Below are 22,950 nucleotides of genomic sequence, written 5' to 3'. Positions count from 1 at the left end.
GTGGCGCTTAAACCAACCGAACCCCGGCATACGCCAGGGTCCGGTAGATCGTAGGATGGGATGTGCGGCTTAGCGTCGCCCGACGTTCTCGATCGTCTTCGCCATCGCAGGGCCTTGCGAAGGTGCCGGAGACTTCGTCTCCTGCTGCTGCGCGGGACGCTTTGCGGCCTGCTGCACGGCCTCACGGCGTTTGCGGCCCAGGGATTCTAGATCGGTGTCGCGCTCGTAGTAGAACGACAGGTCCTCACCATAGCGATCGTTGCCGTTAAAGGCTACCAACACGCGGCTGCCCTGGGGGATGCCACCGGAAGCCAGCAGATCGGCCAGCGGCGCGTCGATGTCTTTCAGCATGCGGGCGCGGAGCGGACGCGCGCCAAAGGTGGGGTTGTAGCCTCGGTGCAGGATATAATCTTTCGCGGCTTCGCTCACCGCCACTTTGATGCCGTAGGTCAGATATTGCTCGTTGGCCTCGTCGAGCATCCGATCGAAGATGCGGCTCATGGTGGCGCTGGAGAGCGGGCGGAACGCGATGATCTCGTCGATGCGGTTGATCCACTCAGGCCGGAAGTGACGCTGCAACGCCTCGAAGCCGATCTGATAGATCTGCTGACCGGTCGCCTCCATGTCCTGGCGCGTCGACTTGAAGCCAATGTTGCGCTTGTCGAGATAGTCGACCATCTCTTTCGCGCCGACGTTGGTCGTCATGATCAGGATCGAGTTGCGGAACGAAACCGTGCGCGCGCTGTTGAGCAGCGTGACCTCGCCGTCCTCCATGATCTGGAGCAGCAGGTTCCACAGCTCGGCGGTGCCTTTCTCGATCTCGTCGAAGAGCACGACGCTGTTTTCCATCTCGATCACGTCGGGATCGAGCAGCGGCTTCTGGTCGCGGCCAACGTAGCTCGGCGGCGCGCCGACCAGCGCTGAAACCTCGTGGCCCTGGCTAAACAGCGAACAGTCGATCTTGAGGAAGCCGCCACCTGCGGGATGTAGCCGCTGCGCAAGGCGCTTGGCACACTCGCTCTTACCGACACCTGTGGGACCAAGGAACATCAGGTTGACCAGCGGACGGTTGCGATTACCGGCGGCAAAGCCAAAGCGAGCACGGTTCAACGCCCGAATAACACTTTCGATCGCCCGGTTCTGACCAAAGATCGCCGCGCGCAGGTCCTGTTCGATCTCATCTAGCGGGTTGGCGGTGCCGCGTGTGGCAAGCTGCATTCCATCGGGTATGGGGTCGCTGGAGATTGGGGCGAGTTGGTGAGCGGTGCTCATGGGAGGGACCTCCTGACGAAACAACAAGAGCAAAATGTACTGGGGGCTACATAGAGGCGCTTGAGGAAGGCAGGTCAGGTGTTGCGGGCGCCCTTGTAGAAATGTTATGGTGCCATAATACCGAGAACCGTGCCAAGATGCAAACCCACTTAGTCCCAACCCTCTCTGCCACCCGGTTAGTACCTACCCCCGACTTTTGGTTTAGGTAATGTAAAAAGCCCCGACGGGCTGCGCCAGGGCTAGAGCGTTGTATGTGCTTGGGAGCTACTGTGCGGGAACTTTGGCCGCCACCGCCGCATCGATCGTCAGCAGGCTGCTGCTGACCCAGCCCTCGGCCTCCGGCGCGACGACCTTGTACCACTCGCCATTTGCGGTTTTTTGCGTGAGCGTCACCGTCTGCCGCGCGTGAAGCTGCCCCAGGACCGTGCCGCTCTGGACGTTGGGCCGGTAGCGAATATTGCCGCCGTTGAAGACCGTCGCCTTGAGCGGCCCGGCGTCAACTCTGGCCGGGTCCGGGGTGACGAGCGGTACTTTCGCGCTGGCCTCGGCGTCGATCTTGATCTGGTCGGCGTGCAGCCAGCCGACCTGCTCGCCCTGTTTCACGAGGAACCACTTGCTGTCGGCGCTGCGGAACATCGGCTCGAAGGTCATGCCCGTCTGCACGCTGCCGACGGGCGGGGTGCGCAGCGTGGGGCTGATCAGCATCGTTGAGTCCACGACTACCGAGAGCGTCGGCGGTCCGGCGGCGACGGGCGGCTCAGGCGTGGGCTCCGGCGTCGGCGTGGGCTCCGGCGTCGCCTCAGGGCCGAAGAATACCGCCGCCAGCTTCTCCGGCACCGTCAGCGGCGTGCTCGCCGCGATGGCATTAGCGGCATCGCCAACGGTTAGCTCGACTGTATAGCTGCCTTCACTGGTAAGCGTGCCCTGCCACGCATCTGCCCTGGTCATGCGCAGCTCGATCTTGCTGTTCCGCACGGTTGCGGTGCTCTGTTCGGGATCGGCCCAATCGGTTGCTTCTGCCCCGGACAGCAGCCGCGCGGTGACATTGGTGCCGTCCGTAACATGCTTCGTCTGGGCTTCCACAACGATCGCATCGCGGCTGACGACCTGCGCGCGCGAGACTTCAACGACCGGCGTTTCCGGCGCTTTGGCCTTGGTCTTGGGCGTTCCCGCCAGCGCCTGCCAGACGCCCCAGGTCGCGCCAAGCAGCAGCAGGATCGGCAGCAGAACCGCGCCAATCCGCGCGACCGGCGGCAAGCGGTTGAAGCGCGCCAGCGCGGTATCTTCCTCGATCGGCGGCAGCGATGTGTAATCGACCATCTGCGAAGGAATGTACGAACTGAGCGATGCTGCGTCGTCAGCAGGTTTTCGCTTGAAAGGCAGCTTCGGCATGATTGTAGGGTCCTCCAGTGTCAACACGATGAGCTATCTGCACGGCGGAGCATACCATGTGCGTTGTGCCGCAGGCATAGACCACAGGCAGACATCGCGCTAGCCGCAACTCCTACAATCTGTCGGGACTCTCTTCGACAGGCGGTAGGAGATGCGGTACCATGCGGCCATGCGAAGCACTGCTCGACGAATCCTTGATCTGCTGGCGCTGCTGGTGCTGGTAGCCTACGGCTGGACGGCGCACTACACCCAGCGCGGCGCGGCAGATCCCATCTGGACGGCGATCCAGCAGCGCGGCGTGCTGCGCGTGGGCACCGATCCCGGCTTCAGGCCCTTCGCCGAAGAGCGCGACGGACGTTTCCAGGGCTATGACATCGATCTGGTGCGCGAGCTAGCGCGGCGCATCGGTGTGCGCGTCGAGTTCGTGGCGGTCGGCTACGATGCGCTGTATGACGCGCTAAGCACCCGCCGCGTCGATCTGCTGGCTGCGGCGCTGCCGCTCGCGCCTGAGCAGGGCTGGCGCGCGCGCTTCTCGACGCCCTATCTCAACGCGGGGCAGGCGATCGTCGCGCGCAAGGGAGCGGGCATCACCAAAGCAGCCGATCTCGATGGTCGCGTGGTCGGCGCGGCGCTGGGCAGCGAGGGCGACACCCTGGCGCGCAAGCTTCAGCGCGACCTCCCGGCGATGACCGTAGACTCCAGCTTCGACTCGCCAGCGGCGGCGCTCGACACGCTGGCTGCCGGGCGCATCGACGCGGTGCTGACCGATACGATCAGCGCGCTCAGCGCCGCGCCCGCGCATCCTGGCCTGGGCATCGCGCATGTGCTGACCTTCGAGCCCTACGTGCTGGCGATGCCGGTCGAAGCCTACCAGCTTGAGCAGGCGATCAACCGCGCGCTGGAGGAGATGCGTCGCGAGCAGGTCTTTGATCGGCTCAACGCGCAGTGGTTCCGGCCTGAGTTTGTGAGGTGAGGGACGGTTACGCGGTCTGCACAGTGCGTGGTGGTGTATTAGGTAGGTATCGACTACACTCCTGGTTCGACATCTTAAGACCGCTTAGCGACGTTGGTCGCGGCGACATAGTCTACAGCAAGCAAGCTTACCATATACGGGTGATCCTGTAGGCATCGAGCTTGGTATCACGGCTAAGAATTGGCATCTGCTCAACGATGGCTTGAGCGATGATGAGCCGATCAAATGGGGCGCGGTGATCACCTAGTGGAAATGGGAGGGTTGCGACTGTTGCCATATGATCTGTATTCAACCCCAACACCATAAATCCGTTGAGTCGCAATTGTTGTGGAATAAAGGGATCAAACGATTGCTGAAGGACAAGTTTTCCCAGACTTACCTTAATCGCTATCTCCTACAAACTGGCAATACTAATGTACGACGTATTTGCTTCGGCCTCAATATACGCCCGTGCATCACCGCTTAGTTTCAAACTACCGTCAATGAACCATAGGAACGTGTGCGTATCGAGTAATAGGTTCATCGCATGTACTCATCGAAGTCGGCAAGTGGCGCATCAAAGTCGTCAGCCATCTGGATTTGACCACGAGCGCTGCCAAACTTTGGGCGATGTATCGGCTGTAATACTGGGACGAGCTGAACCTGCTGCCCATCCTTCGTGATCACCACGGTTTCACCGCTAATTGCGGCTTCAACTAAATCGACAAGGTGCGCTTGTGCTTCATCGAGAGTCACTGCCTGCATAACAAACCACCTTACAAACATCAGAGCCTTGCAGCAGTTTAGCATAGCAAGTGGTTTACCCGAAGCTGGATCGATGCGACGACCCGCCGCACAACAAACACGAGCGGCGCGTCGGCACCGCCCGCGACAAAACGGTTGAACCGGCTGCTCAGGTTCCGTAGTAGCTGTAGGTATCCTCGCCCTTGACATCCGTCAGAACCACGCCGACGACGTTCGCGTTGACTTTATCGAGCAGCCGCCGCGCCTCACGCGCCCGATCGCGCTTGGTCGCTCCGGCGCGAAAGACCAGCAGCACACCATCGACCTTGGTCGCCAGCACTGCCGCATCGGTGACGGCGTTGACCGGCGGCGTGTCGAAGAGCACGATGTCGGCGTGCTCGCGGAGCTGCGCGATCACTGCCTCCATGCGCTTCGAGCCTAGAATATCGGCGGGACGCGGCGGCAGCGGGCCGCTCGTCAGCACCAGCAGGCCGGGCACCTCGGTCTTCTGCGCGGGCATACGGCTGTTTTCTTGCAACATCAGGCTAGTCAGGCCCTCCTCGTTGGGCAGGCCAAACATCGTATGCAGCGACGGACGACGCAGGTCGCAATCGACCAGAATCACGCGCTGCTCGGCCTGCGCCATCGTCACCGCCAGATTAGCGATCGTCGTGCTTTTGCCCTCGTCAGGCGCGGTGCTCGTGGCGAGGATCGTCCGCAGCGGCTTATCCAGGCTCGAAAATTGAATATTCGTGCGCAGCGCGCGGTACGCCTCCGCAGCCGGTGAGCGCGGATCGCGCAGCGCGATCAACTGCGTCGCTGTGTTTGTAACAGTATTCGTCATATCAACTCACTTTTCCAAGTTTCAAGTTCCAAGTTTCAAGTTCCAAGTTGCGGATTCTTTGAACTTTAAACGTTGAACCTGGCTCTTGATCCTCGCTTTGTTCCCTTGCTTCTTTTGTTCCTTTGTTCTTTCGTTCCCACACCCCCGGCCTGACGGCGGCCTAGCCTTTAGCACCCTTGACCACCGGAATCGCCCCGACAACCTCCAGCCCCAGCTCCTCTATGTCGGCGCGGCGGTGAACGGTCTGGTCCAGATAGTGCCGCAGGAACGCCAGGCCAACCGCCAGCAAGAAGGCCAGCAGCGTGCGAACAATCAGATCCAGCGCCAGGCCGATCGCGCCACCGGCCCGCCCGGCACGCTGCGGCTGGTCGAGCACGGCCACGCTCAACTGGCCCGAATCGCTGCGGTTCCAGTAGCCCAGCCCTTTTTGCTCAAGCATCGCGACGACACCCTGCGCGATCCACTCGGCGTGCTGCCGGTCGTTCGCTTCGACCTCGACCGTCACGGCGCGGTGCGTGCGCTCGGCAGCCAGCCCGCTACGAATATCCTCGACCGCCACATCGGCATTGTGCTGCTGCCTGATCCACGCCGCGATGTCTTGCGCGAAGGTCTGGGTCTGCACCAGCTGGAGCATATCATCGACGATATACTCGGAGGCCGCCCAACTGTTGAAATTGTTGTAGTCGGGCAGCACCACCGACGGCTCGTTGGTCGCCAGCGGCTTCTGCGTGACGAACATCGTTACCTGCGTGGCATAGCGCGCTGGCAGCAGAAAGGTGGCCGCCACCGTCGCCAGCGCAACCAGCAGCGGCAGGCCGACGACCAGCGGCCAGGAGCGGCGCAGAATGGCAAAATAATGCCGAAGTTCCATAGAAAGCTACACCTCAATCACAACTCACGAATCAAGCACACCTGTCTCAGCCGGCACCGCGCCCACCTGCTGCTCGATCACGTCCATGATCCGCGCTTTGAAGCGCTCGCGGCTGAACTGCTCGGCGTGACGCCGAATCGTCAGGGCATCGAACCGCAGCGTGCGGCTCTGGGCCAGCGCCACCGCCAGCGCGGCGGCGGTCTGCTCATAGAAGAAGCAGCCCGTCACGCCCTCGATCACCGTCTCGCGCACGCCGCCCGCCGCGTAGGCGATCACCGGACGGCCAGCGGCCATCGCCTCGACCGGCTGAATCCCGGCGTCTTCATCGCCCGCCGTAATATAGGCCCGGCAGCGACGGTAGAGATCCTGAAGCTCGGCATCGCTCACACGGCCCACAAAGCGCACGTTCGGACCGGCCAGCGCCTCAAGCTTTGGCTGATCGCGGCCAGACCCAAAGACGACCAGCGGCAGCTTGAGCGCGGTACATGCCTGGACGACCAGATCGATGCGTTTGTATGGCACGAAGCGACCGCCCGTGAGATAAAAATCTTCCGGCTCTGCTGCGACGTAAGGCGCGAGATCGACCGGCGGGGGGATGACGGCGGCAGAGCGCCGATAGTAGCGCTGGATGCGCCCGGCGACCTCGCGCGAGTTGGCGATAAACGCATCCACGCGCTGCGACGAGACAACATCCCAGGTTCGCAGATACGTCAGCAGCAGCGAGAGCGCCTGGCTGGCGCAGCCGCCGATCGACTCGCGTTCGAGGTAGCTGCCAGTCCGCCAGCCAAAGCGCATCGGCGTATGGCAGTAGCACACGTGCGCCGCTCCTGGCCGGGGGATGATCCCTTTGGCGTAGGCGCTCGACGAACTCAGGATCAGATCGTAGGCGCTCAGATCGAACGACTCGAACGCGCTGGGATAGAGCAGAAAATATTTCCGAAAATGCTTGCGCCAGCCCGGCATCCTCTGCATCCACGACGTACGAATATCCCAATCCCGGTAGTGGGCTGGCATCGCCGTCGGATCGTAGATCGAAGTATAGACCGGAGCATCGGGAAACAGCTCGTGCAGAGCTTCGAGCACACGCTCTGCGCCGCCGTACTGGTTGAGATAGTCATGGACTACCGCTACACGTCCGTATGGTTTCACAGCGAGCGATGATAGCATGGGATCAGACGCGCGGCAAGCATCGCCTGCCGCCGATCGTATTTTCTGCCCCCTGGTTTGGACATTCACCTCGGCCTCATCGCGGTCTAGCACACTTCTTGCTAAACTCAGCCGCCGTCAGCGCAATAAATATTGGTAAATGCGAATGGACAGCTACAGAGGAAGGCGAAGGTTGAGCTATGTTTGATTACCTGATCGTCGGAGCGGGATTTGCAGGGAGCGTGCTGGCCGAACGACTTGCCAGCGGAGCCAACAAAAAAGTCTTGATCTGCGACGTGCGGAATCATATCGGGGGCAATGCCTATGATTGCTACGACGATGCTGGCGTTCTGATTCACAAATACGGCCCGCATATCTTTCACACCAACTCGCGTGATGTCTTCGAGTACCTGTCGCGCTTCACCGCATGGCGACAGTACCAGCACCGCGTGCGCGCCTGTGTCGATGGGCAGCTCGTGCCGATGCCGATCAACCTGGATACGATCAATCAGCTCTATGGCCTGAATCTGACCGCCTTTCAGCTTGACGAGTTTTTCGCATCCGTGGCCGAGCCGCGCGATCAGATCCGCACCTCGGAAGATGTGGTCGTGAGCAAGGTAGGCCGCGAGCTGTACGAGAAGTTCTTTCGGGGCTATACCCGCAAGCAGTGGGGCCTCGATCCCTCAGAGCTGGATGCCTCGGTAACGGCGCGCGTGCCAACCCGCACCAATCGTGACGATCGCTACTTTACCGACAGCTACCAGGCCATGCCGCTGCACGGATATACGCGCATGTTCGAGCGGATGCTGGATCATCCGAACATCAAGATCATGCTCAACACCGACTACCGCGAGATCGAGGGCTTCATCCCGTATCGCCAGATGATCTACACCGGCCCAATCGATGCCTTCTTCGCCGACCGATTCGGCAAGCTGCCGTATCGCTCGCTGGAGTTCAAGTTCGAGACGCACGACACGCAGGTCTATCAGCCCGCGCCGGTGATCAACTATCCCAACGACTACGCCTACACGCGCATCACCGAGTTCAAGTACCTTACGGGCCAGGTCCATCCCAAGACCAGCATCGTGTACGAGTTTCCGCAGGCCGAATGCGATCCGTACTATCCGGTGCCGCGTCCTGAGAACGCCAAGATGTACGATCAGTACAGGGCGCTGGCCGAGACGACGCCCGGCGTGCATTTCGTGGGGCGGCTGGCGACATACAAGTACTACAATATGGATCAGGTGGTGGCCCAGGCGCTCAAGGTCTATCGTAACATCACCAGCCATAACGGCGATCAGCGTGAGGCCGTGCGTGGCACCAAGGTCTTCCGCACCACGGCGGCGGTCGCCACACATAGGAACGGGAACGGCAACGGCCACACGTAAGCGCACGCTCCGCATACGGACGCCGAAGAGGCTGCTCAGGCATGAATCTGTTCGGCGTCCCGCTGCATCCACCTGCCCGAATCTCGGTCGGCCACCTGGTCGTTTTGGCGGCTTGATCGACGGCGCGAATCGACGTACACTCAAGCCATGCTTGACCTGAACACATCCAAAGGCACACACATCGCTGAGCGCCTGCGCACCGAGCCGATCATCTGGCTCAGCACAACCCGGCCCGATGGCCGTCCACATCTGGTGCCGGTCTGGTTTCTGTGGGAAGATCAGACGATGCTGATCTTCAGCAAGCCGGACAACCAGAAGATTCGCAACCTGCGGCACAATCCGAGCGTGATGCTCGCCCTTGAGGCCGCCGATCAGGGCGAGGATGTTGTTTTGCTCGAAGGGCGGGCCACGCTGCTGGACGAGCCGACGAGCACGCTGATGTCGGCGGCGTACGTCGAGAAGTATGCAAAGTTGATCGCTCGTATGCAGTGGAAGCCTGAGGAGATGGCTGCCGAGTACTCGCAGGCGATCCGCGTCGATCTGACGCGCCTGATCTCGTGGTGAGACGTGGAACACCGAGGATTAAAGGTTCAGCCCTAGCGCCTGCATCAGCCCGGCGCTGAGCGCAAAGCAGCACCAGAACGTAAGCAGGGCGACCAATCCAACACCCGCCGCGAGGCCGATGGCGAGCCAGCGCTGGCGGCCTTGCGTCGTTTCGGCGCGCGTTTGCAGCCGATCGAAGACCACGTAGCAGCCGTACATCGTGAAGGCGCAGATCGCGACACCGCCGCCAAGCAGCACCGCGAGCCAGCCGGATTGTCCCGCGCTACCGGGCGTCTCCGGCCTCGCCAGATTCGAGATGCGCTGTTGTGTCGGCAAGCTGCACCAGCACCCAGCCCCGCACGCTGTTGATCAGCCAGATTCGCTCGGCGCTGGCAAGATCGGCGCGTGTCAGGATGCGCTCGTGGATCGCTCCCCGCACCAGCAGCTCGGCGCGCAATGTTCCGGCCAGCAGACCGCTCTCCCGTGGCGGCGTGTAGCACGTGCCAGCCTGATCGATCACCAGATTACCGATCGTAAACTCGGTCAGCTCGTCTTGCTCGTTCCACAATAGCACATCGAACATACCGGGATGCGGCTGTCGTCGCTGCTCGTAGGCCGAGCGCCGCGTGGTTTTGTGGAGCAGCCAGCGATCATGTCGATCGATCGGCGTATCCGCCAGGACGAACCGCAGCGGCGGCGCGGGCAGCGGCGGCAGCGCGGCACTCTCGACGCGCGGCGCTCCGTCCTGAGATACGAGCAGGCGCACCCGGCGCAACTCATGCGGGAAGCGATCCCGGTGCTCGTCGAGCGCGGCCCGGACAACCGGCAGCGCAAGCGGAATGCCGAAGTAGCGCGCCGAATGTGCCAGGCGATCGAGGTGACACTCCAGCAGGCTGTACTCGCCGCGCTCAAGCCGCAGCGTTTCGAGCAGCTCGAAGCGCGCAGATTCCACTGTAGCCATCTGTAGTCGCTCCATCGGTCGCACGGCCTTCGATTGTACGCGCCACTATGGTACACGATCGGCATAACGATAGCTGGAGCGCATCGTTGCCATAGCAAACAGCAATCGCGCCACCTATTGACATTGTTACAAATGTCACATATGATCGATCCATAGTCACCAAAAGGAGGTGTCTATGGCAACAGCGGCAGTAGCTCCACTCACGCTGCCCGGACCGCGCCATATCCCGCTGCTTGGCTGGCGCGGATATGCCATATCGTTCTACAACGATCCGATCGCCTACATGCGCAGGATACGACGGACGTACGGCAACATCGTCGGCTGGGAGCGCAATCATCCCAACGTGGCCTTTGCGTTCGGCCCTGAGTACAACCGGCTGCTCTTGAGCGATCAGCAGCTCTTCTTCTCCGATCCCTTCGGCGATCTGCCCGCGCCGCCCGACTCGCCGCTGCTCACGCTGCGCTCCGGCCTGCTCAATATGAACGGCGAGAAGCACAAGCAGCAGCGACGCTTGATGCTGCCCGCCTTCCATCGAAAGCACGTCGAAAGCTACCACGACGACATGGTCGCGCTCACGCAGCGGATGCTCGGCCAATGGCGCGAAGGGCAGCAGCTCGATCTTGCGGCTGAGATGCAGCGGCTAACCATGTCGATCGCCACCAAAACGCTCTTTGGCCTCGACGTGCCGCCGAATGCCGCGAGTATCGGCGGCTTGATCAAGCGCATTCTGACCCTAGTCACCTCCTCGTCGGTCTACTTGCTGCCCTATAACCTGCCGGGAACACCTTACCGCGAGGTGCTGCGGGTGGCCGAGCAGCTAGAGGCCACGATTCGGGGGATGATCGCCGAGAAGCGCGCCCGGCTCTCCGAGCACAACGATGTCCTGACGATGCTGATCCATGCGCGCGACGAGGACGGCGCTGCCATGAGCGATGTCGAGCTGGTGGCACAGGCATATACCCTGTTCCTTGCCGGACACGAAACCAGCTCCAATGCCCTGACCTGGACGCTCTTTCTGCTCTCGCAGCATCCGCGCGTCCTCGACGATCTGCGGACGGAGCTGGCTGACGTGCTCCACGGCGAGCCGCCGACCGTTGAGCAGGTGAGCCAACTGCCGCTGCTTGAGCGCGTGATCAAGGAGAGTATGCGCCTGCTGCCGCCCGCCAGCTTTGGCGCGCGGATCAGCACCGCGCCGTTCAGCCTGGGACCGTACGATATGCCCAAGGATTCGGTGATCTTGTTCAGCCAGTACATGACCCATCACATGCCAGAGATCTACTCGGAGCCGGAGCGCTTCCTGCCGGAGCGCTGGGAGCGCATCACGCCCTCGCTCTACGAATACCTGCCGTTCGGCGCGGGCGGGCGTATGTGCATCGGCGCGAGCTTCGCCATGACCGAGATCAAGATCGTGCTGGCGCTGCTGCTGCAACGCTACGGGTTGATGCTGGCACCTAACGCCCGCATCGATCGGCTGCTCAAGGTGACACTTGGGCCAAAGCACGGCATGCCGATGGTCGTGCTGCCCACAAACCGCCCGGTACCACGTATCACCGCGCGCGGTAATATTCGTGAGATGGTCGATCTGACGCCGAGCGCCTGAGCGGAAACACCTTGCTCCACACGCTATGCGGGCCTGATCATGGTTGTGATCAGGCCCGCCTGTGCGTCGACGTGCGTAGCGGCTACGGACGAGGCCACGCACAGTGGATGTGGGTCGAGTGTCCGGCATCGCCAGGACCAAGCACCTCGGTCGCGCCATTGTCGCGACAGCGCTGCATAAAGTTGCTCACGGTCGTCGTGCGCGAGCTGAACTTCGAGCCGTTGATCATGTCCACGTCGAAGGCCACGCCCACATAGTGCCGCGAGGTCGAGCTATGGTCGCCGCCCGCGATCTCGGTGACACGATAGGTATAGCCGTAGGTATTCGCCAGCTTATCCATCGTGCTCAGCATCGACGTGCTGAGATACACATAGGTGCGGCCTACGTCGCTGTAGCTGCTCGTCTTGGCCGCCAGACCGTTGGACGTATCTACGATATTCTGGTAGGCCGTCGACTCCGGATCATAGACGCCCGATGGATGCGAGGTCAGCAGCGAGATCCGGCTGTTGTTGCGGATCTGCGCGGCAAGCTCAGCCCGACCAGACGCGCCGCCGGAGGTCAGTGAAGACCAGGTGGCCGGGCCAATGATGCCGTCTTGATCCAGGCCGTGCTTGCTCTGGTAGTCTCGTGTGGCGCTATCCGTGCCGGGACCGAAGACGCCGTCGACTGTCAGGCCGTAGCCGTACTTGTTCAACTGGCGCTGCGCTGCCTTGACGGCCTCGCCGGAGTCGCCGTAGCGCACGGTGAGCACCAGCGCCTCCCAGGTGTTCGGTCCAACGATGCCATCGTCGACCAGGCCCCTGGACCACTGGAACGATCTGACCTGATTATGAGTAATATCGCCGAAATAGCCGTCGGCGGTCAGCGTGTAGCCGTGGGCGTTGAGCAGGTGTTGGATCGTAAAGACATTCGCGCCACTATCGCCCAGCCTATGCGTCGGCCACGAGAGCGCAAATGTCGTCGTGGGAGCGCTCAACAGCGCAAACAGTGCCAGACCAAACGCGATATATAGGATACGACGCATAATCTCCCTCCTTAGAATAACGATTACGAACGATCCTTGCGGACATACGTAATCGGTTTTCCATATCGCGGCCCATGACACAATGCTATATCGTATGAGCAACAGCGTTCTGTGCAAGATTAGAAGCTGTTATATCATCAGAAAAGCCAGGCACCGCAACATCATCATATATCTTGATATTCGACTGTTCTGCTATCCCTCCCTTCCAGGTATGTTAACGGCGATGATTACATGCTATGCATATTCTTTTCTTCTATATCGATCATACAATTGCTTCGCTCATATCAACACAATGAACGATACAACCTACAACTTACCGATACCTGAGCATTATTCAGTAAGCTATATCGCAATAATCATCACATTCTCGCAAGCATATTCCGTACCATGATATTCTCATCGGTGATCGCAATCGATTTATATCGAAGATTATCACGAATCGCCGAGGGCAATCGCCACATATCGCTTTATGTAAACCTCTACATATATCCTTTCTGACCATGATGATGAGCATCGCGATTGTCATACACAGATATGCATGGTTGTTGAATGTAGCAGAGAACTACGACTGAGAATAAAAATTCCGACTATAGATCCTGATCATGTCTACAAATCTCAGCATATCAACAACAAACGAGACACGTCCAATCATATCAATGACTGAACGTGTCTCATGCTGCCGATGCAGGCAGCGTTTGGTTAAGTTTGCGTCAGCTTATGCGCAGCCAGGCGCGGCGGATCGGCGTAGCGGCTCGCGCTAGCAATCGTACAGGCTGTTGGGATGAATCTTCTCGCAGTAGCGAATATGCAGGTGATTATCATGGTTGGCGTACTGCGTCGTGAGGCCCTCGCTGATCAACTGCGGATCGTTGAAGTAGATCACCTTGATATGGCCGGGCGCGGCGTTGCGGATCGCCCTGACCAGCTCACGGGTCGCCGCGCGATCGTAGGCCGACGATTGCCAGGTAATACGGGTGCCGGTGCATTGGGCGTTGTCGGTGCGAATCGGCCACACATCCACGTCCAGGCCAACCTCGTGGCTGGCATGGCCGGCAATGTCGCCGCCGTGCTCCCTGCTCACATCGCCGACCGGCACGCGGCCCTGGCCCAGCCCAATGAACGCATTGGCCGCCGCCTCAAGCTGCCCGATCGCCGCGCCGGTGCCCCAGTTTGCCAGGCCGTTGGCGTCGGGATCTTGATCACACATGCTGGTGCCCCAGTTGGGATAGTCGTAGTGCCAGACCAGATTCTTCCACGTTGTCGGGCCGACGATGCCGTCGACCGCCAGACCGGCATGGCTCTGGAAATTACGCACGGCGGCATCAGTGCCTGAGCCGAAAACGCCGTCTACGGACAGCCCCGCGCGATTCTTCTCGTTCAGCAGCAGTTGCAGCGCTTTGACGGCGTTGCCGGTGCTGCCGTTGCGCACCGTCGGCGTCAGCGCGTCCCAGGTCGCCGGTCCGACGATCCCATCCACCGCCAATCCCCGCGACGACTGAAAGCTCTTGACCGCGCTATCAGTGCCGGAGCCGAAGATGCCGTCAGCGCTGATGTTCAGCAGCAGTTGGATCGCCTTAACGTCGACGCCGCGATTACCGATGCTCTGGGTGGGGAAAAAGGCGCTGGAAAAAGCCCGCGCTGGCAGCGTGCCGCCCAGCACGATCATGCCGAGCAGTGCCAGCATCAGGATCTTGTTGCGCACCGAACGCAACGAAGCGCGTGGTGTCATGGTTGTTCCTCCGTCATGTTCCGGGTTTCGATTTCCAAGTTCCACATTTGTTTTCTTGTTCTCTGGTGCTTTCGTGTGGTTCTCAGCTCGTGGTTCGCCGCCTGTCGGCGCGCTAGCTCACCAGCGCATTCCAGGTGTTTGGACCGACGACGCCGTCGACCGTCAGGCCGCGCGAGGTCTGGAAGCTCTTGACCGCGCTCTCAGTGCCCGCTCCAAAGATGCCGTCGATCACCAGGCTATAGCCTTTGGAAACCAGTTGACTCTGGATCGCGCGAGTAGGATCGCCCGTGTCGCCGCGCCGCGTCGTGATGATCAGCGACTCCCAGGTCATCGCGCCGACGATCCCATCCGAGGTAATACCCACCGAGGTCTGGAAGCTCCTGACCGCGCTCTCGGTGCCTGACCCAAAGATGCCGTCGATCGTCAGGCTGTAGCCCCGGTGGCGCAGGAGATACTGGATCGTCTTGACGCGCTCGCCGGTGTCGCCGCGCTGCACGATCGGCCAGACGCGCGAGCCACCGCCGCCACCGAGGCGCGCCGCGACATCGCTGCGCAGCTTCGGCAACATCGCATAGAGCTGATCGCCTGGGCACTGCGTGGCATTAAAATCGCGATGGCCGTAGATCTGGGAGCTGGGAATGTCGTACTGCTGGCAGATATAGGCGCACAGCGCGACAAGCTGATTGTAGAGCACCTGCGGCGGCTGGACCGAGGTGTACGTGCCCTCGTTCTCGATGCCGACCGCAACATCGTTCTGGCCGTCGCAGTGGGCGCCTCGGACGTGCGACGTGCCGCCGCGCAGCACCTCAAGGCTGCGGTGGCGTCCCTCCATCACATAGCCGCCCCGGCTAATCGTAAACTGCTGCCCGCTGTCGATCCAGCCGCGATTGAAGTGACTCTGCTGGATGTTGCGCGCCAGTTGATAGGCATGGGAGAGCGAGTAGTCGGTAGAGTTCGAGCCTGCCGTATGATGCACAAGAATCTTGGTTGGACGTGTGCTGAGGACGGTGATCGGCTCTTTGGGCGGCTGCGCGCCCCAGGTGCTACAGCTTGCGATGGTGGGCGAAGTGACCGCAGCTTCGACGACGGGCGCAAAGCGGAGTTCGATCCCGCCCATCAGAATGCTAGTGCCGACACCCAAGGCAGCCTTGAGGAACGAGCGGCGTGGAACAGAGTTGTGCGATTCCGACATAGATAGCTCCCATTGACAGCAACAAACATGCGGTTGAGCAGATGCTACGATGGCCCCCAACCGAAGCGATAGAACAGCGCGCATCCCGAAGCCTGGGCAGCGAGTAGCCGACGGATGATGAGCATCGAAGGATTGTGTGGCGCCAGAACATCAGATACGATTCCACCAGATCGTTGCCCCTGCGCTGGACACCTATCCGTCTAGCCCAACTCCGCCTTGCTCCATCTGATGAGCGGAACGATTGCAGCGAGAGGTGTGGGAGGCCATGTACTTCGTTTTAACCAAAATTATACCTGTCGGATCTAAAAGAGATCTGAATAAATGGTAGAAAGATCTAAATAATAGCTTGAAAAATTCTTTAAAAAATCTTAAGATAGACAGGAGACAACAGCAGCACACTTTGTAGATCGGAGCGCACGCTCGTGCTGATTGGCCGTCAAGCCTGGGGCGTGAGGGTATACTCCCAAACCTCCCCTTGCCGGTGGAGAATCGGCTATTTTCCGAAGATGCACCGTGATTCCGCACAAAGCCTAGCGTTGCTGAATATGGCAGGTTAATCCCTCGTCAGGTAGGTAGTTGCCACCGCGCGACCCACACACTCCCCCCTTGTCGCCGGTGACAGTCGAACACTGCCCAGGAGAGCTTAGGGTGTAGCCTTCCTCAATCAAACATGTCTTCCAGAGCTTGTCGTCCGATCGTGCTGTAGCGACGTTGAAACATCACCGTTTCACGAACCGCACCATCGGTTTAGAGTCGGCCATGTGTTGGACTAGGAGCAGTCTTATGGTATCTCGACAGCAACGTGTACTCGTCGCCGAGGCTGATCACGCCCTCCTGATGTTATTGTGTCGGCATCTCGAAGCGCAGGGCTTCCGCGTACTGCGCGCTGCCGATGGTTTCCAGGCGCTTGCGCTGTGGGAGCAAGAAGAGCCGGATCTGGTTATTCTCGCATCCCAGCTTCCGCAGATCGACGGCATGGAGCTGTGCCGTCAGATTCGCCAGCACTCGATGGTCCCCTTGATGATCATCGCGGAGCCGAGCAGCACGATGCGTAAAGTGGCCGCGCTGCGGCTTGGGGCCGACGACTACCTGACGATACCGATTGGTGAGGAAGAATTCCTGGCGCGTGTCGAAGCATTGCTGCGCCGGGCCGGATACTGGGAGCGGCACGCGCAATCGCAGGTCTTGCACTGCGGTAGCCTGGAGATCGACTTTCAGAATCACCGTCTGATGCGCGATGGAGCGGAGGTACGACTCACGCCGACCGAGTGGGCGCTGGTGCGTGAGCTGGTGCATCACGCCGGAAACGTCCTGACTCACCGGATGCTCTTACAGCGCGTCTGGGGCGATGCGTACGGCGAAGAAAGCAGCTACCTGCACTCGTACATTCGGCGGCTGCGCTGCAAGCTGGAGCACGATCCGTCGAATCCGCGCTATATGCTGACCGAGCCGGGGATCGGCTATCGTTTTGCGCTGCCGATGAGCGCGCCGATACCGATCGAGACAGCGCCGCCTGTGCTGCCACGCGCTCATGCCGCGCCGCGCACGAGCAACCTGCCGTCGCCGACGACGTTTTTGATTGGTCGCGAAGCGGAGGTTGCCACGGCCTGCGATCTTTTGGGGCGGGGCGAGGTGCGGCTGCTGACGCTGACTGGTCCGGGCGGTGCTGGTAAGACCCGCCTGAGCTTACAGATTGCGGCTGAGGTGATCGACGAGTTCGAGCACGGCGTGACGTTCGTGGCGCTGGCGCTGGTGCGCGATCCCGCGCTGGTCGTCTCGGCGATTGCGCAGGCGCTGGCGCTGAAAGAGATCCCCGGCCAGCCGCTTCTGGAAACACTCAAGGTGCATCTTCGCCATAAACATCACCTGCTGGTGCTGGACAACTTTGAGCAGGTGACAGCCGCCGCAGCGCTGATCTCCGAGCTGCTGGCCGCAGCGCCGCAGCTCAAGATCGTGATCACCAGCCGCGCGACGCTGCATCTATACGGCGAGTACGAAGCGCCCGTGCCGCCGCTGGCGCTGCCCGATCTTTCATCACCGACACTCTCCGCGCTGGCGCAATCGCCCGCCGTGACGCTCTTCGCCGAGCGGGCACAGGCCGTCAAGTACGACTTCAAGCTGACCGACGAGAATGCCGCCGCTGTCGGCGAGATCTGCGTGCGGCTGGATGGTCTGCCGCTTGCGATCGAGCTGGCCGCAGCGCGTATCAAATGTCTTCCGCCGCAAGCGATGCTGCCGCGCCTGGATCATCGCCTGAGGCTGCTCACTGGCGGGCCGAAAGACTCGCCGCTGCGTCATCAGACGCTCCGGGCAACGATCGATTGGAGCTACGAGCTGCTGACTCCGGCTGAGCAAACCCTGTTTGTCCGGCTGAGCGTGTTCGTCGGCGGCTGCACGCTGGAGGCGGCGGAGGCGGTGTGGAGCGCGACCGAGGCAGCAGCCGAGCAGCACGCGCTCGACGTGCTGGATGGGCTTGTCTCGCTCGTGGACAAGAGCGTGCTACGGCAGGAGGAAGGCCCCGACGGCGAGCCATACTTCGTGATGCTCGAAACGATCCAGGAATATGCCCACGAGCTGCTGGCGCAGAGCGGCGGTGCGGCGGCGCTGCGGCGATCCCATGCGGCCTACTACCTCCGATTGGCGGAGCAGGCCGAGCCTGCGTTGAAAGGAGCGCAGCAGGCAAGCTGGCTGGAGCGGCTGGAGCGCGCGCATATGAATCTGCGCGCGGCGCTCACCTGGGCGCTCGAAGCCGACGAGCCCGAAACAGCCACACGCCTTTGCGCCGCGCTCTGGCGCTTCTGGTATGCCCGCGACTACATCGGGGAAGGTCGCCGCTGGCTGGATGCGGTGCTGGCCCATACCGAAGGTGTGACGCGCGCGGTACGAGCCAAAGCTCTCTGCGGCGCTGGTGTGCTGGCCTTCATTCAGGACGATTACCACCAGGCGCGGGCCTATTTTACCGAGAGCCTGATGCATCAGCGGATGGCTGGCGATAAAGAGCGGATCGCGCAGGCGCTGACCAACCTGGGCTTAATCGCCTACTGGCAGGGCGACTACCGCCAGGCGATTGGCCTGCTGGAAGAGGCGCTGGGCCTCTTCCGCCAGATCCACGATAAATACGGCATGGCGAGCACGCTGCACTACATGGGCATGGCCGTGCTCAACGAAGGCGATGACGAGCGCGCCGCGCCGCTGATCGATAAAAGCCTGGCGCTGTTCCAGGAATTGGATCACAAGATCGGCATCGCGATGGCGCTCAACTTCCAGGGCCGCAGCGCGCTCTTTCGCGGCGCGCACGCCCATGCGTCTAGGCTGCTCGAAGAAAGTCTTGCGCTGCTGCAAAAGGTCGGCAACAAATCGGGCATCGCGCGCTCTCTGACCTACCTTGGGCGGATCGCGCTCTCCAACGGCGATCACCAGCGCGCGGAGCGGCTGCTCGAAGAAAGCCTACATCTGTTCCGCGAGGTTGGCGATCGCGAGGGAATTGCTACGGCGCTCGAAGGATTGGCGGGTCTGGCTGGAGCGCGGGGCCAGGTGGTGCGGGCCGCGCAGCTTGCCGGAGCGGCGGAGGCGCTGCGTGACGCGATCAGCGCGCCGCCACAGCCTGCCGATCGTCCATACTACGAGCAGATGATCGCCAGCGTCCGCACGCAGATGGATGAAAGCTCGTTCACGGCGGCGTGGGCGTCTGGCAGGGTGATGCCTCTGGGATAGGCCGCTGTCAGGCTGCGGACGCTGCAACCTGTCGTTTCCCTGCCGCACTTCAGTGCCCACCTGGGCAGGGCGCGGTGGCACCGAATCTGCTATACTGATGCTGGAGTTATTGTGCTACATTGTGTAGAGCGCAAACCTCAATAGCTCCATGTACTTGAAGAACGTCGCCAGCACCAGCGCGCTAGGCCGCCAATGATCGGCTACCGTCTGTCGCGCGGCGTGTACGACGAGCTAGTGTGCCGACAGGCCGGGGGTGTGGGGAATACCCAACGTTTCCCTTGCTGATGTAGAATCGCAGGACCGCCTTTCCGAAAAGGTGTCTTGATTCTGCACGAGTGATCCTGGTCGTCATCGAACGGGCAAAGATGGCATGTATGGCGCTGGCAAGCAGTGTTAGCATTGTAACCATCTTTCATTAATCTTCAAGACTCCAGCGTCCGAACAGGGCACGGCGTGCCATCGCCGAACATGGACTACCAACCCAGTCGACTCATCCCCAACATAGTCCATCGATCATGCAGCAAGATCAGCGAGATCCGCTGGTCGCGTATTGCCCGGCTGCACACCAGAAAGGTAATCATCAATGCGTATCGCACAGATTGCACCGTTGTTTGAAAGCGTCCCCCCCAAGTTGTACGGCGGCACCGAGCGTGTGGTCCATGCCGTGACAGAGGAGCTGGTTCGGCGCGGCCACGACGTGACGCTCTTTGCCAGCGGCGATTCGCAGACCTCGGCCAAGCTTGTGCCGATGTGGCCCTGCGCCAGCCGTCTCGATCCACAGTCGATCGATCCGATGGCCGCGCAGGTGGCGATGCTTGAGTATGTGGTGCAGCATGCCGACGCCTTCGATATTATCCACTCACATGTGGACTATTACACGTTTCCATTCACGCGCCGCACCACCACGCCGATCCTGACGACGCTCCACGGACGGCTCGATATTCCTGAGCTACGGGCGATCTTCCGCGTGTACGGCGATGTGCCTGTCGCCAGCATTAGCAACAGCCAGCGCGAGCCGCTCCAGCACGTCGCGATCAACTGGGTCGGGACGGTCTACAACGGTATCTGCATCGAGCACTTCATCGCCAACGATCAGCCAGGCGAGTATCTCGTCTTCCTGGGCCGGATCTGTCCTGAGAAGCGGCCCGATCGCGCTGTCGAGATCGCGCGTGCCACCGGCATGCCGCTCAAAGTCGCGGCCAAGATCGATAAAGTCGATCGCGAGTACTACGAGACTCAGATCGAGCCGCTCTTTGCCGATCCGCTGGTCGAGTACGTCGGCGAGGTCGACGAGCAGGCGAAGGCGGAGCTGCTGCGCAACGCCTACGCGCTGCTCTTCCCGATCGACTGGCGCGAGCCGTTCGGCCTGACGATGGCCGAGGCGATGGCCTGCGGCACGCCCGTGATCGCCATGCGCGGCGGCTCGGTCGAGGAGGTGATCGTGGATGGCGAAACCGGCTTTGTCTGCGACAGCATGGAGCAGATGATCGCCGCCGTGCCGCGTGTGGTCGAGCTGGATCGCCGCCGCTGTCGGCAGCGCGTCGAGGAGCACTTCTCGGCGCAGGCGATGGCCGCGCGCTATGAGGCGGTCTATGAGCACCTGCTCGCGCCGCGCAACCTGCCGGTGCTGCGCCTGTTCCACCGTCATCGGCGGGTGCGGCTGGATTAGCGCCGACGAAGGAATAAGCGAACAAAGGAGCAAGGGAACAAGGGTGCTACGCCTTTGTTCCCTTGTTCGCTTGTGAGCTCGTTCCCGGCTCTACGCGCCCGCCGCCCGCCGCCTGATCTCCGACCCCCGCCGCCCGATCCCGGTGGCCTGGTACGCATTGTGCGGTAAGATAGCGCGATCTTCGGAAATAGACATCGAGGTGTATCATGTACGATCGACGAGCAAGCGGCATCTTGCTCCACCCGACTTCGCTGCCGGGTCCCGGCGGCATTGGCGACCTCGGCAGCGCCGCCTACGGCTTTATTGACTGGCTGGTCAGCGCCAATCAGCGCCGCTGGCAGATCATGCCGCTTGGTCCCACCAGCTACGGCGACTCGCCCTACGCGAGCCTGTCGGCGCTGGCGGGCAACCCACTGCTGATCTCAGTGGAGCGTCTCGTCGAGGATGGATTGCTGCCCCGATCGACGCTCGATCGAGCGCCCGCATTCCCCGCAGCATATGTCGATTTTGGCGCGGTGATCCCGTGGAAGAGCGGCATCTTGCAGGAGGCCTACGCCCATTTCACAGCCGGTGGAGCACCGGAGCAGCGCGCCGCGTTCGAGGCATTCATCGCCAGCCATGCCGTGTGGCTCGACGACTTTGCGCTCTTTACCGCACTCAAAAACGAGCACGGCGGCGCGTCCTGGAGCGAGTGGGAGATGCCGCTCCGCCAGCGCGATCCGGCGGTGCTCGCCGACGCACGCGCAAGGCTGGCCGAGCAGATCCGTTTTCAGCAGTTCGCGCAGTGGCTCTTCTTCACCCACTGGCTCGACCTCAAGCGCTACGCCAACGAGCACGGCATTTTGATCATCGGCGATATTCCGATCTTTGTGGCCTACGATAGCGCCGATGTCTGGGCCAATCCCGACCTGTTCTATCTTGACGAGCAGCTCAACCCGACCGTCGTCGCGGGCGTGCCGCCGGACTATTTCAGCGCCACGGGCCAGCGCTGGGGCAATCCGCTCTACTGCTGGGACGTGCTGGAGCGCCAGGGCTACGGCTGGTGGCTGGAGCGCTTCCGCCTGACGCTCACGCTGGTGGATATTGTGCGGCTCGACCATTTCCGGGGCTTCGAGGCCTACTGGGAGGTGCCCGCCCACGAGGAAACCGCGATGCATGGCCGCTGGGTCAAGGGGCCGGGCACGGCGCTCTTCAAGGCGATCGGCGAGCGCTTCGGGCGGCTGCCGATCATCGCCGAGGACCTGGGCCTGATCACGCCCGACGTCGATGCGCTGCGCGACGAGCTGGGCTTTCCCGGCATGGCCGTGCTGCAATTCGCCTGGGGCGACCGCCCGACCAACGTTCACCAGCCGCATAACTACCACCGCAACCTCGTCGTCTACACCGGCACCCACGACAACAACACGACGATCGGCTGGTGGCACACCCTGGACGACAACGCGCGACGGCACGTGCAGGAGTACTTCGGCATCCACGGCCACGACATCGCCTGGGACTTTATCCGCATCGCGCTGATGTCCGTCTGCGATACCGCGATCATCCCGATACAAGATGTGCTCCGCCTGGGCAGCGAGGCGCGCATGAACCAGCCGGGCAATGCCATCGGAAACTGGAGCTGGCGCTTGCAGGCGCATCAGCTCACTCATGAGGTCGCGGCGCGGCTTGGCCGCCTGACGAGCCTGTACGGTCGCGTGCCGCTGGAGGTGCCCAGCGCGGTTGCCGAGGATAGCGTGGGCTAGACAAAAGAACAAAGGAACAGGGGAACAAAGAGCAAACCGGTGCCATGCCCAAAGGGCGTACCAGGAACCACGGGGAACGTGAAACTCGAAACGTGGAACTTGCACTTCGATCATCCTGTCTAAATGTCCTAAGCAGCGAGCGCCGAGTAGCCCACTACCCGTCGTTACCT

Annotated in this window: 18 protein-coding genes; 7 read left to right on the top strand and 11 right to left on the bottom strand. The window is 61.4% G+C overall.

Annotation, left to right across the window (positions count from 1 at the left end; translation table 11 throughout):
- Positions 1–69: 69 nt before the first annotated feature.
- Both VFZ66_15090 and VFZ66_15085 read right to left on the bottom strand, forming a co-directional pair.
- On the bottom strand, positions 70–1,272 hold the full coding sequence (locus tag VFZ66_15090) for an AAA family ATPase (GenBank protein ID HEX6290512.1): 1,203 nt from the start codon (positions 1,270–1,272) through the stop codon (positions 70–72).
- A gap of 264 nt (positions 1,273–1,536) precedes the next feature.
- Positions 1,537–2,664, bottom strand: a complete 1,128-nt coding sequence (locus VFZ66_15085; GenBank protein HEX6290511.1) for an SH3 domain-containing protein — start codon at positions 2,662–2,664, stop codon at positions 1,537–1,539.
- A 169-nt stretch (positions 2,665–2,833) separates the two neighbouring features.
- Between VFZ66_15085 and VFZ66_15080 the strand changes: the two genes are divergently transcribed.
- Positions 2,834–3,637 (top strand): ABC transporter substrate-binding protein, encoded by an 804-nt coding sequence (locus VFZ66_15080; protein HEX6290510.1) that lies wholly within the window; start codon positions 2,834–2,836, stop codon positions 3,635–3,637.
- 519 nt (positions 3,638–4,156) lie between these two features.
- On the opposite strand, the gene VFZ66_15075 is transcribed toward VFZ66_15080, so the two are convergent.
- The 4 genes from VFZ66_15075 to VFZ66_15060 all read right to left on the bottom strand — a co-directional run bounded on the left by VFZ66_15075 (position 4,157) and on the right by VFZ66_15060 (position 7,224).
- The gene (locus VFZ66_15075) at positions 4,157–4,381 is read right to left on the bottom strand and encodes a type II toxin-antitoxin system prevent-host-death family antitoxin (GenBank protein HEX6290509.1); all 225 of its coding nucleotides are present in this window, start codon (positions 4,379–4,381) and stop codon (positions 4,157–4,159) included.
- 148 nt (positions 4,382–4,529) lie between these two features.
- Positions 4,530–5,204 carry a CpsD/CapB family tyrosine-protein kinase gene (locus tag VFZ66_15070; protein ID HEX6290508.1) on the bottom strand — a complete coding sequence of 225 codons (675 nt, stop codon included), beginning with the start codon at positions 5,202–5,204 and terminating at the stop codon, positions 4,530–4,532.
- Positions 5,205–5,364: 160 nt separating this feature from the next.
- On the bottom strand, positions 5,365–6,075 hold the full coding sequence (locus VFZ66_15065; protein HEX6290507.1) for a hypothetical protein: 711 nt from the start codon (positions 6,073–6,075) through the stop codon (positions 5,365–5,367).
- Between the two features lie 24 nt (positions 6,076–6,099).
- Positions 6,100–7,224, bottom strand: a complete 1,125-nt coding sequence (locus VFZ66_15060) for a glycosyltransferase (GenBank protein HEX6290506.1) — start codon at positions 7,222–7,224, stop codon at positions 6,100–6,102.
- Between the two features lie 197 nt (positions 7,225–7,421).
- Here VFZ66_15060 and glf point away from each other — a divergent pair, with 197 nt between their 5' ends.
- Together glf and VFZ66_15050 are read left to right on the top strand one after the other, a co-directional pair.
- Positions 7,422–8,609 carry a UDP-galactopyranose mutase gene (gene glf, locus VFZ66_15055; GenBank protein ID HEX6290505.1) on the top strand — a complete coding sequence of 396 codons (1,188 nt, stop codon included), beginning with the start codon at positions 7,422–7,424 and terminating at the stop codon, positions 8,607–8,609.
- 147 nt (positions 8,610–8,756) lie between these two features.
- Positions 8,757–9,173, top strand: a complete 417-nt coding sequence (locus tag VFZ66_15050) for a TIGR03667 family PPOX class F420-dependent oxidoreductase (protein HEX6290504.1) — start codon at positions 8,757–8,759, stop codon at positions 9,171–9,173.
- An 18-nt stretch (positions 9,174–9,191) separates the two neighbouring features.
- Here VFZ66_15050 and VFZ66_15045 read toward each other — a convergent pair whose 3' ends face one another.
- Both VFZ66_15045 and VFZ66_15040 read right to left on the bottom strand, forming a co-directional pair.
- Positions 9,192–9,488, bottom strand: a complete 297-nt coding sequence (locus VFZ66_15045) for a hypothetical protein (GenBank protein ID HEX6290503.1) — start codon at positions 9,486–9,488, stop codon at positions 9,192–9,194.
- Positions 9,436–10,113 (bottom strand): aminotransferase class IV, encoded by a 678-nt coding sequence (locus VFZ66_15040; GenBank protein ID HEX6290502.1) that lies wholly within the window; start codon positions 10,111–10,113, stop codon positions 9,436–9,438. Before VFZ66_15040 ends, VFZ66_15045 begins: the two co-directional genes overlap by 53 nt.
- A gap of 175 nt (positions 10,114–10,288) precedes the next feature.
- Here VFZ66_15040 and VFZ66_15035 point away from each other — a divergent pair, with 175 nt between their 5' ends.
- Positions 10,289–11,713: a cytochrome P450 gene (locus VFZ66_15035; GenBank protein ID HEX6290501.1), complete on the top strand. Its 1,425-nt coding sequence runs from the start codon at positions 10,289–10,291 to the stop codon at positions 11,711–11,713.
- Between the two features lie 82 nt (positions 11,714–11,795).
- Here VFZ66_15035 and VFZ66_15030 read toward each other — a convergent pair whose 3' ends face one another.
- The 3 genes from VFZ66_15030 to VFZ66_15020 form a co-directional block, all read right to left on the bottom strand.
- Positions 11,796–12,737 (bottom strand): peptidoglycan-binding protein, encoded by a 942-nt coding sequence (locus tag VFZ66_15030; GenBank protein HEX6290500.1) that lies wholly within the window; start codon positions 12,735–12,737, stop codon positions 11,796–11,798.
- A gap of 757 nt (positions 12,738–13,494) precedes the next feature.
- Complete coding sequence (locus VFZ66_15025; protein ID HEX6290499.1) at positions 13,495–14,466, bottom strand: penicillin-insensitive murein endopeptidase; 972 nt, start codon at positions 14,464–14,466, stop codon at positions 13,495–13,497.
- 112 nt (positions 14,467–14,578) lie between these two features.
- Positions 14,579–15,658, bottom strand: coding sequence for an N-acetylmuramoyl-L-alanine amidase (locus VFZ66_15020; protein ID HEX6290498.1), 1,080 nt, complete (start codon positions 15,656–15,658; stop codon positions 14,579–14,581).
- Positions 15,659–16,441: 783 nt separating this feature from the next.
- Here VFZ66_15020 and VFZ66_15015 point away from each other — a divergent pair.
- The 3 genes from VFZ66_15015 to malQ all read left to right on the top strand — a co-directional run bounded on the left by VFZ66_15015 (position 16,442) and on the right by malQ (position 22,780).
- On the top strand, positions 16,442–19,372 hold the full coding sequence (locus VFZ66_15015) for a tetratricopeptide repeat protein (protein ID HEX6290497.1): 2,931 nt from the start codon (positions 16,442–16,444) through the stop codon (positions 19,370–19,372).
- 583 nt (positions 19,373–19,955) lie between these two features.
- On the top strand, positions 19,956–21,041 hold the full coding sequence (locus VFZ66_15010; GenBank protein ID HEX6290496.1) for a glycosyltransferase family 4 protein: 1,086 nt from the start codon (positions 19,956–19,958) through the stop codon (positions 21,039–21,041).
- Between the two features lie 206 nt (positions 21,042–21,247).
- A complete protein-coding gene (malQ, locus tag VFZ66_15005) occupies positions 21,248–22,780 on the top strand; it encodes a 4-alpha-glucanotransferase (GenBank protein ID HEX6290495.1) in 1,533 nt (510 codons plus the stop codon).
- Positions 22,781–22,950: the final 170 nt, after the last annotated feature.

The organism is Herpetosiphonaceae bacterium, assembly GCA_036374795.1.
Taxonomy (GTDB): domain Bacteria; phylum Chloroflexota; class Chloroflexia; order Chloroflexales; family Kallotenuaceae; genus LB3-1.
The sequence above is the reverse complement of the archived record's forward strand: the minus strand, read 5'-3'. Positions and strand labels throughout refer to the sequence as shown.

Excerpts from the sequence above, each read along its gene's own strand:
- VFZ66_15090 (HEX6290512.1), bottom strand. The coding sequence starts at position 1,272 with ATGAGCACCGCTCACCAACTCGCCCCAATCTCCAGCGACCCCATACCC.
- VFZ66_15085 (HEX6290511.1), bottom strand. The coding sequence starts at position 2,664 with ATGCCGAAGCTGCCTTTCAAGCGAAAACCTGCTGACGACGCAGCATCG.
- VFZ66_15080 (HEX6290510.1), top strand. The coding sequence starts at position 2,834 with ATGCGAAGCACTGCTCGACGAATCCTTGATCTGCTGGCGCTGCTGGTG.
- VFZ66_15075 (HEX6290509.1), bottom strand. The coding sequence starts at position 4,381 with ATGCAGGCAGTGACTCTCGATGAAGCACAAGCGCACCTTGTCGATTTA.
- VFZ66_15070 (HEX6290508.1), bottom strand. The coding sequence starts at position 5,204 with ATGACGAATACTGTTACAAACACAGCGACGCAGTTGATCGCGCTGCGC.
- VFZ66_15065 (HEX6290507.1), bottom strand. The coding sequence starts at position 6,075 with ATGGAACTTCGGCATTATTTTGCCATTCTGCGCCGCTCCTGGCCGCTG.
- glf (HEX6290505.1), top strand. The coding sequence starts at position 7,422 with ATGTTTGATTACCTGATCGTCGGAGCGGGATTTGCAGGGAGCGTGCTG.
- VFZ66_15050 (HEX6290504.1), top strand. The coding sequence starts at position 8,757 with ATGCTTGACCTGAACACATCCAAAGGCACACACATCGCTGAGCGCCTG.
- VFZ66_15040 (HEX6290502.1), bottom strand. The coding sequence starts at position 10,113 with ATGGCTACAGTGGAATCTGCGCGCTTCGAGCTGCTCGAAACGCTGCGG.
- VFZ66_15035 (HEX6290501.1), top strand. The coding sequence starts at position 10,289 with ATGGCAACAGCGGCAGTAGCTCCACTCACGCTGCCCGGACCGCGCCAT.
- VFZ66_15030 (HEX6290500.1), bottom strand. The coding sequence starts at position 12,737 with ATGCGTCGTATCCTATATATCGCGTTTGGTCTGGCACTGTTTGCGCTG.
- VFZ66_15025 (HEX6290499.1), bottom strand. The coding sequence starts at position 14,466 with ATGACACCACGCGCTTCGTTGCGTTCGGTGCGCAACAAGATCCTGATG.
- VFZ66_15020 (HEX6290498.1), bottom strand. The coding sequence starts at position 15,658 with ATGTCGGAATCGCACAACTCTGTTCCACGCCGCTCGTTCCTCAAGGCT.
- VFZ66_15015 (HEX6290497.1), top strand. The coding sequence starts at position 16,442 with ATGGTATCTCGACAGCAACGTGTACTCGTCGCCGAGGCTGATCACGCC.
- VFZ66_15010 (HEX6290496.1), top strand. The coding sequence starts at position 19,956 with ATGCGTATCGCACAGATTGCACCGTTGTTTGAAAGCGTCCCCCCCAAG.
- malQ (HEX6290495.1), top strand. The coding sequence starts at position 21,248 with ATGTACGATCGACGAGCAAGCGGCATCTTGCTCCACCCGACTTCGCTG.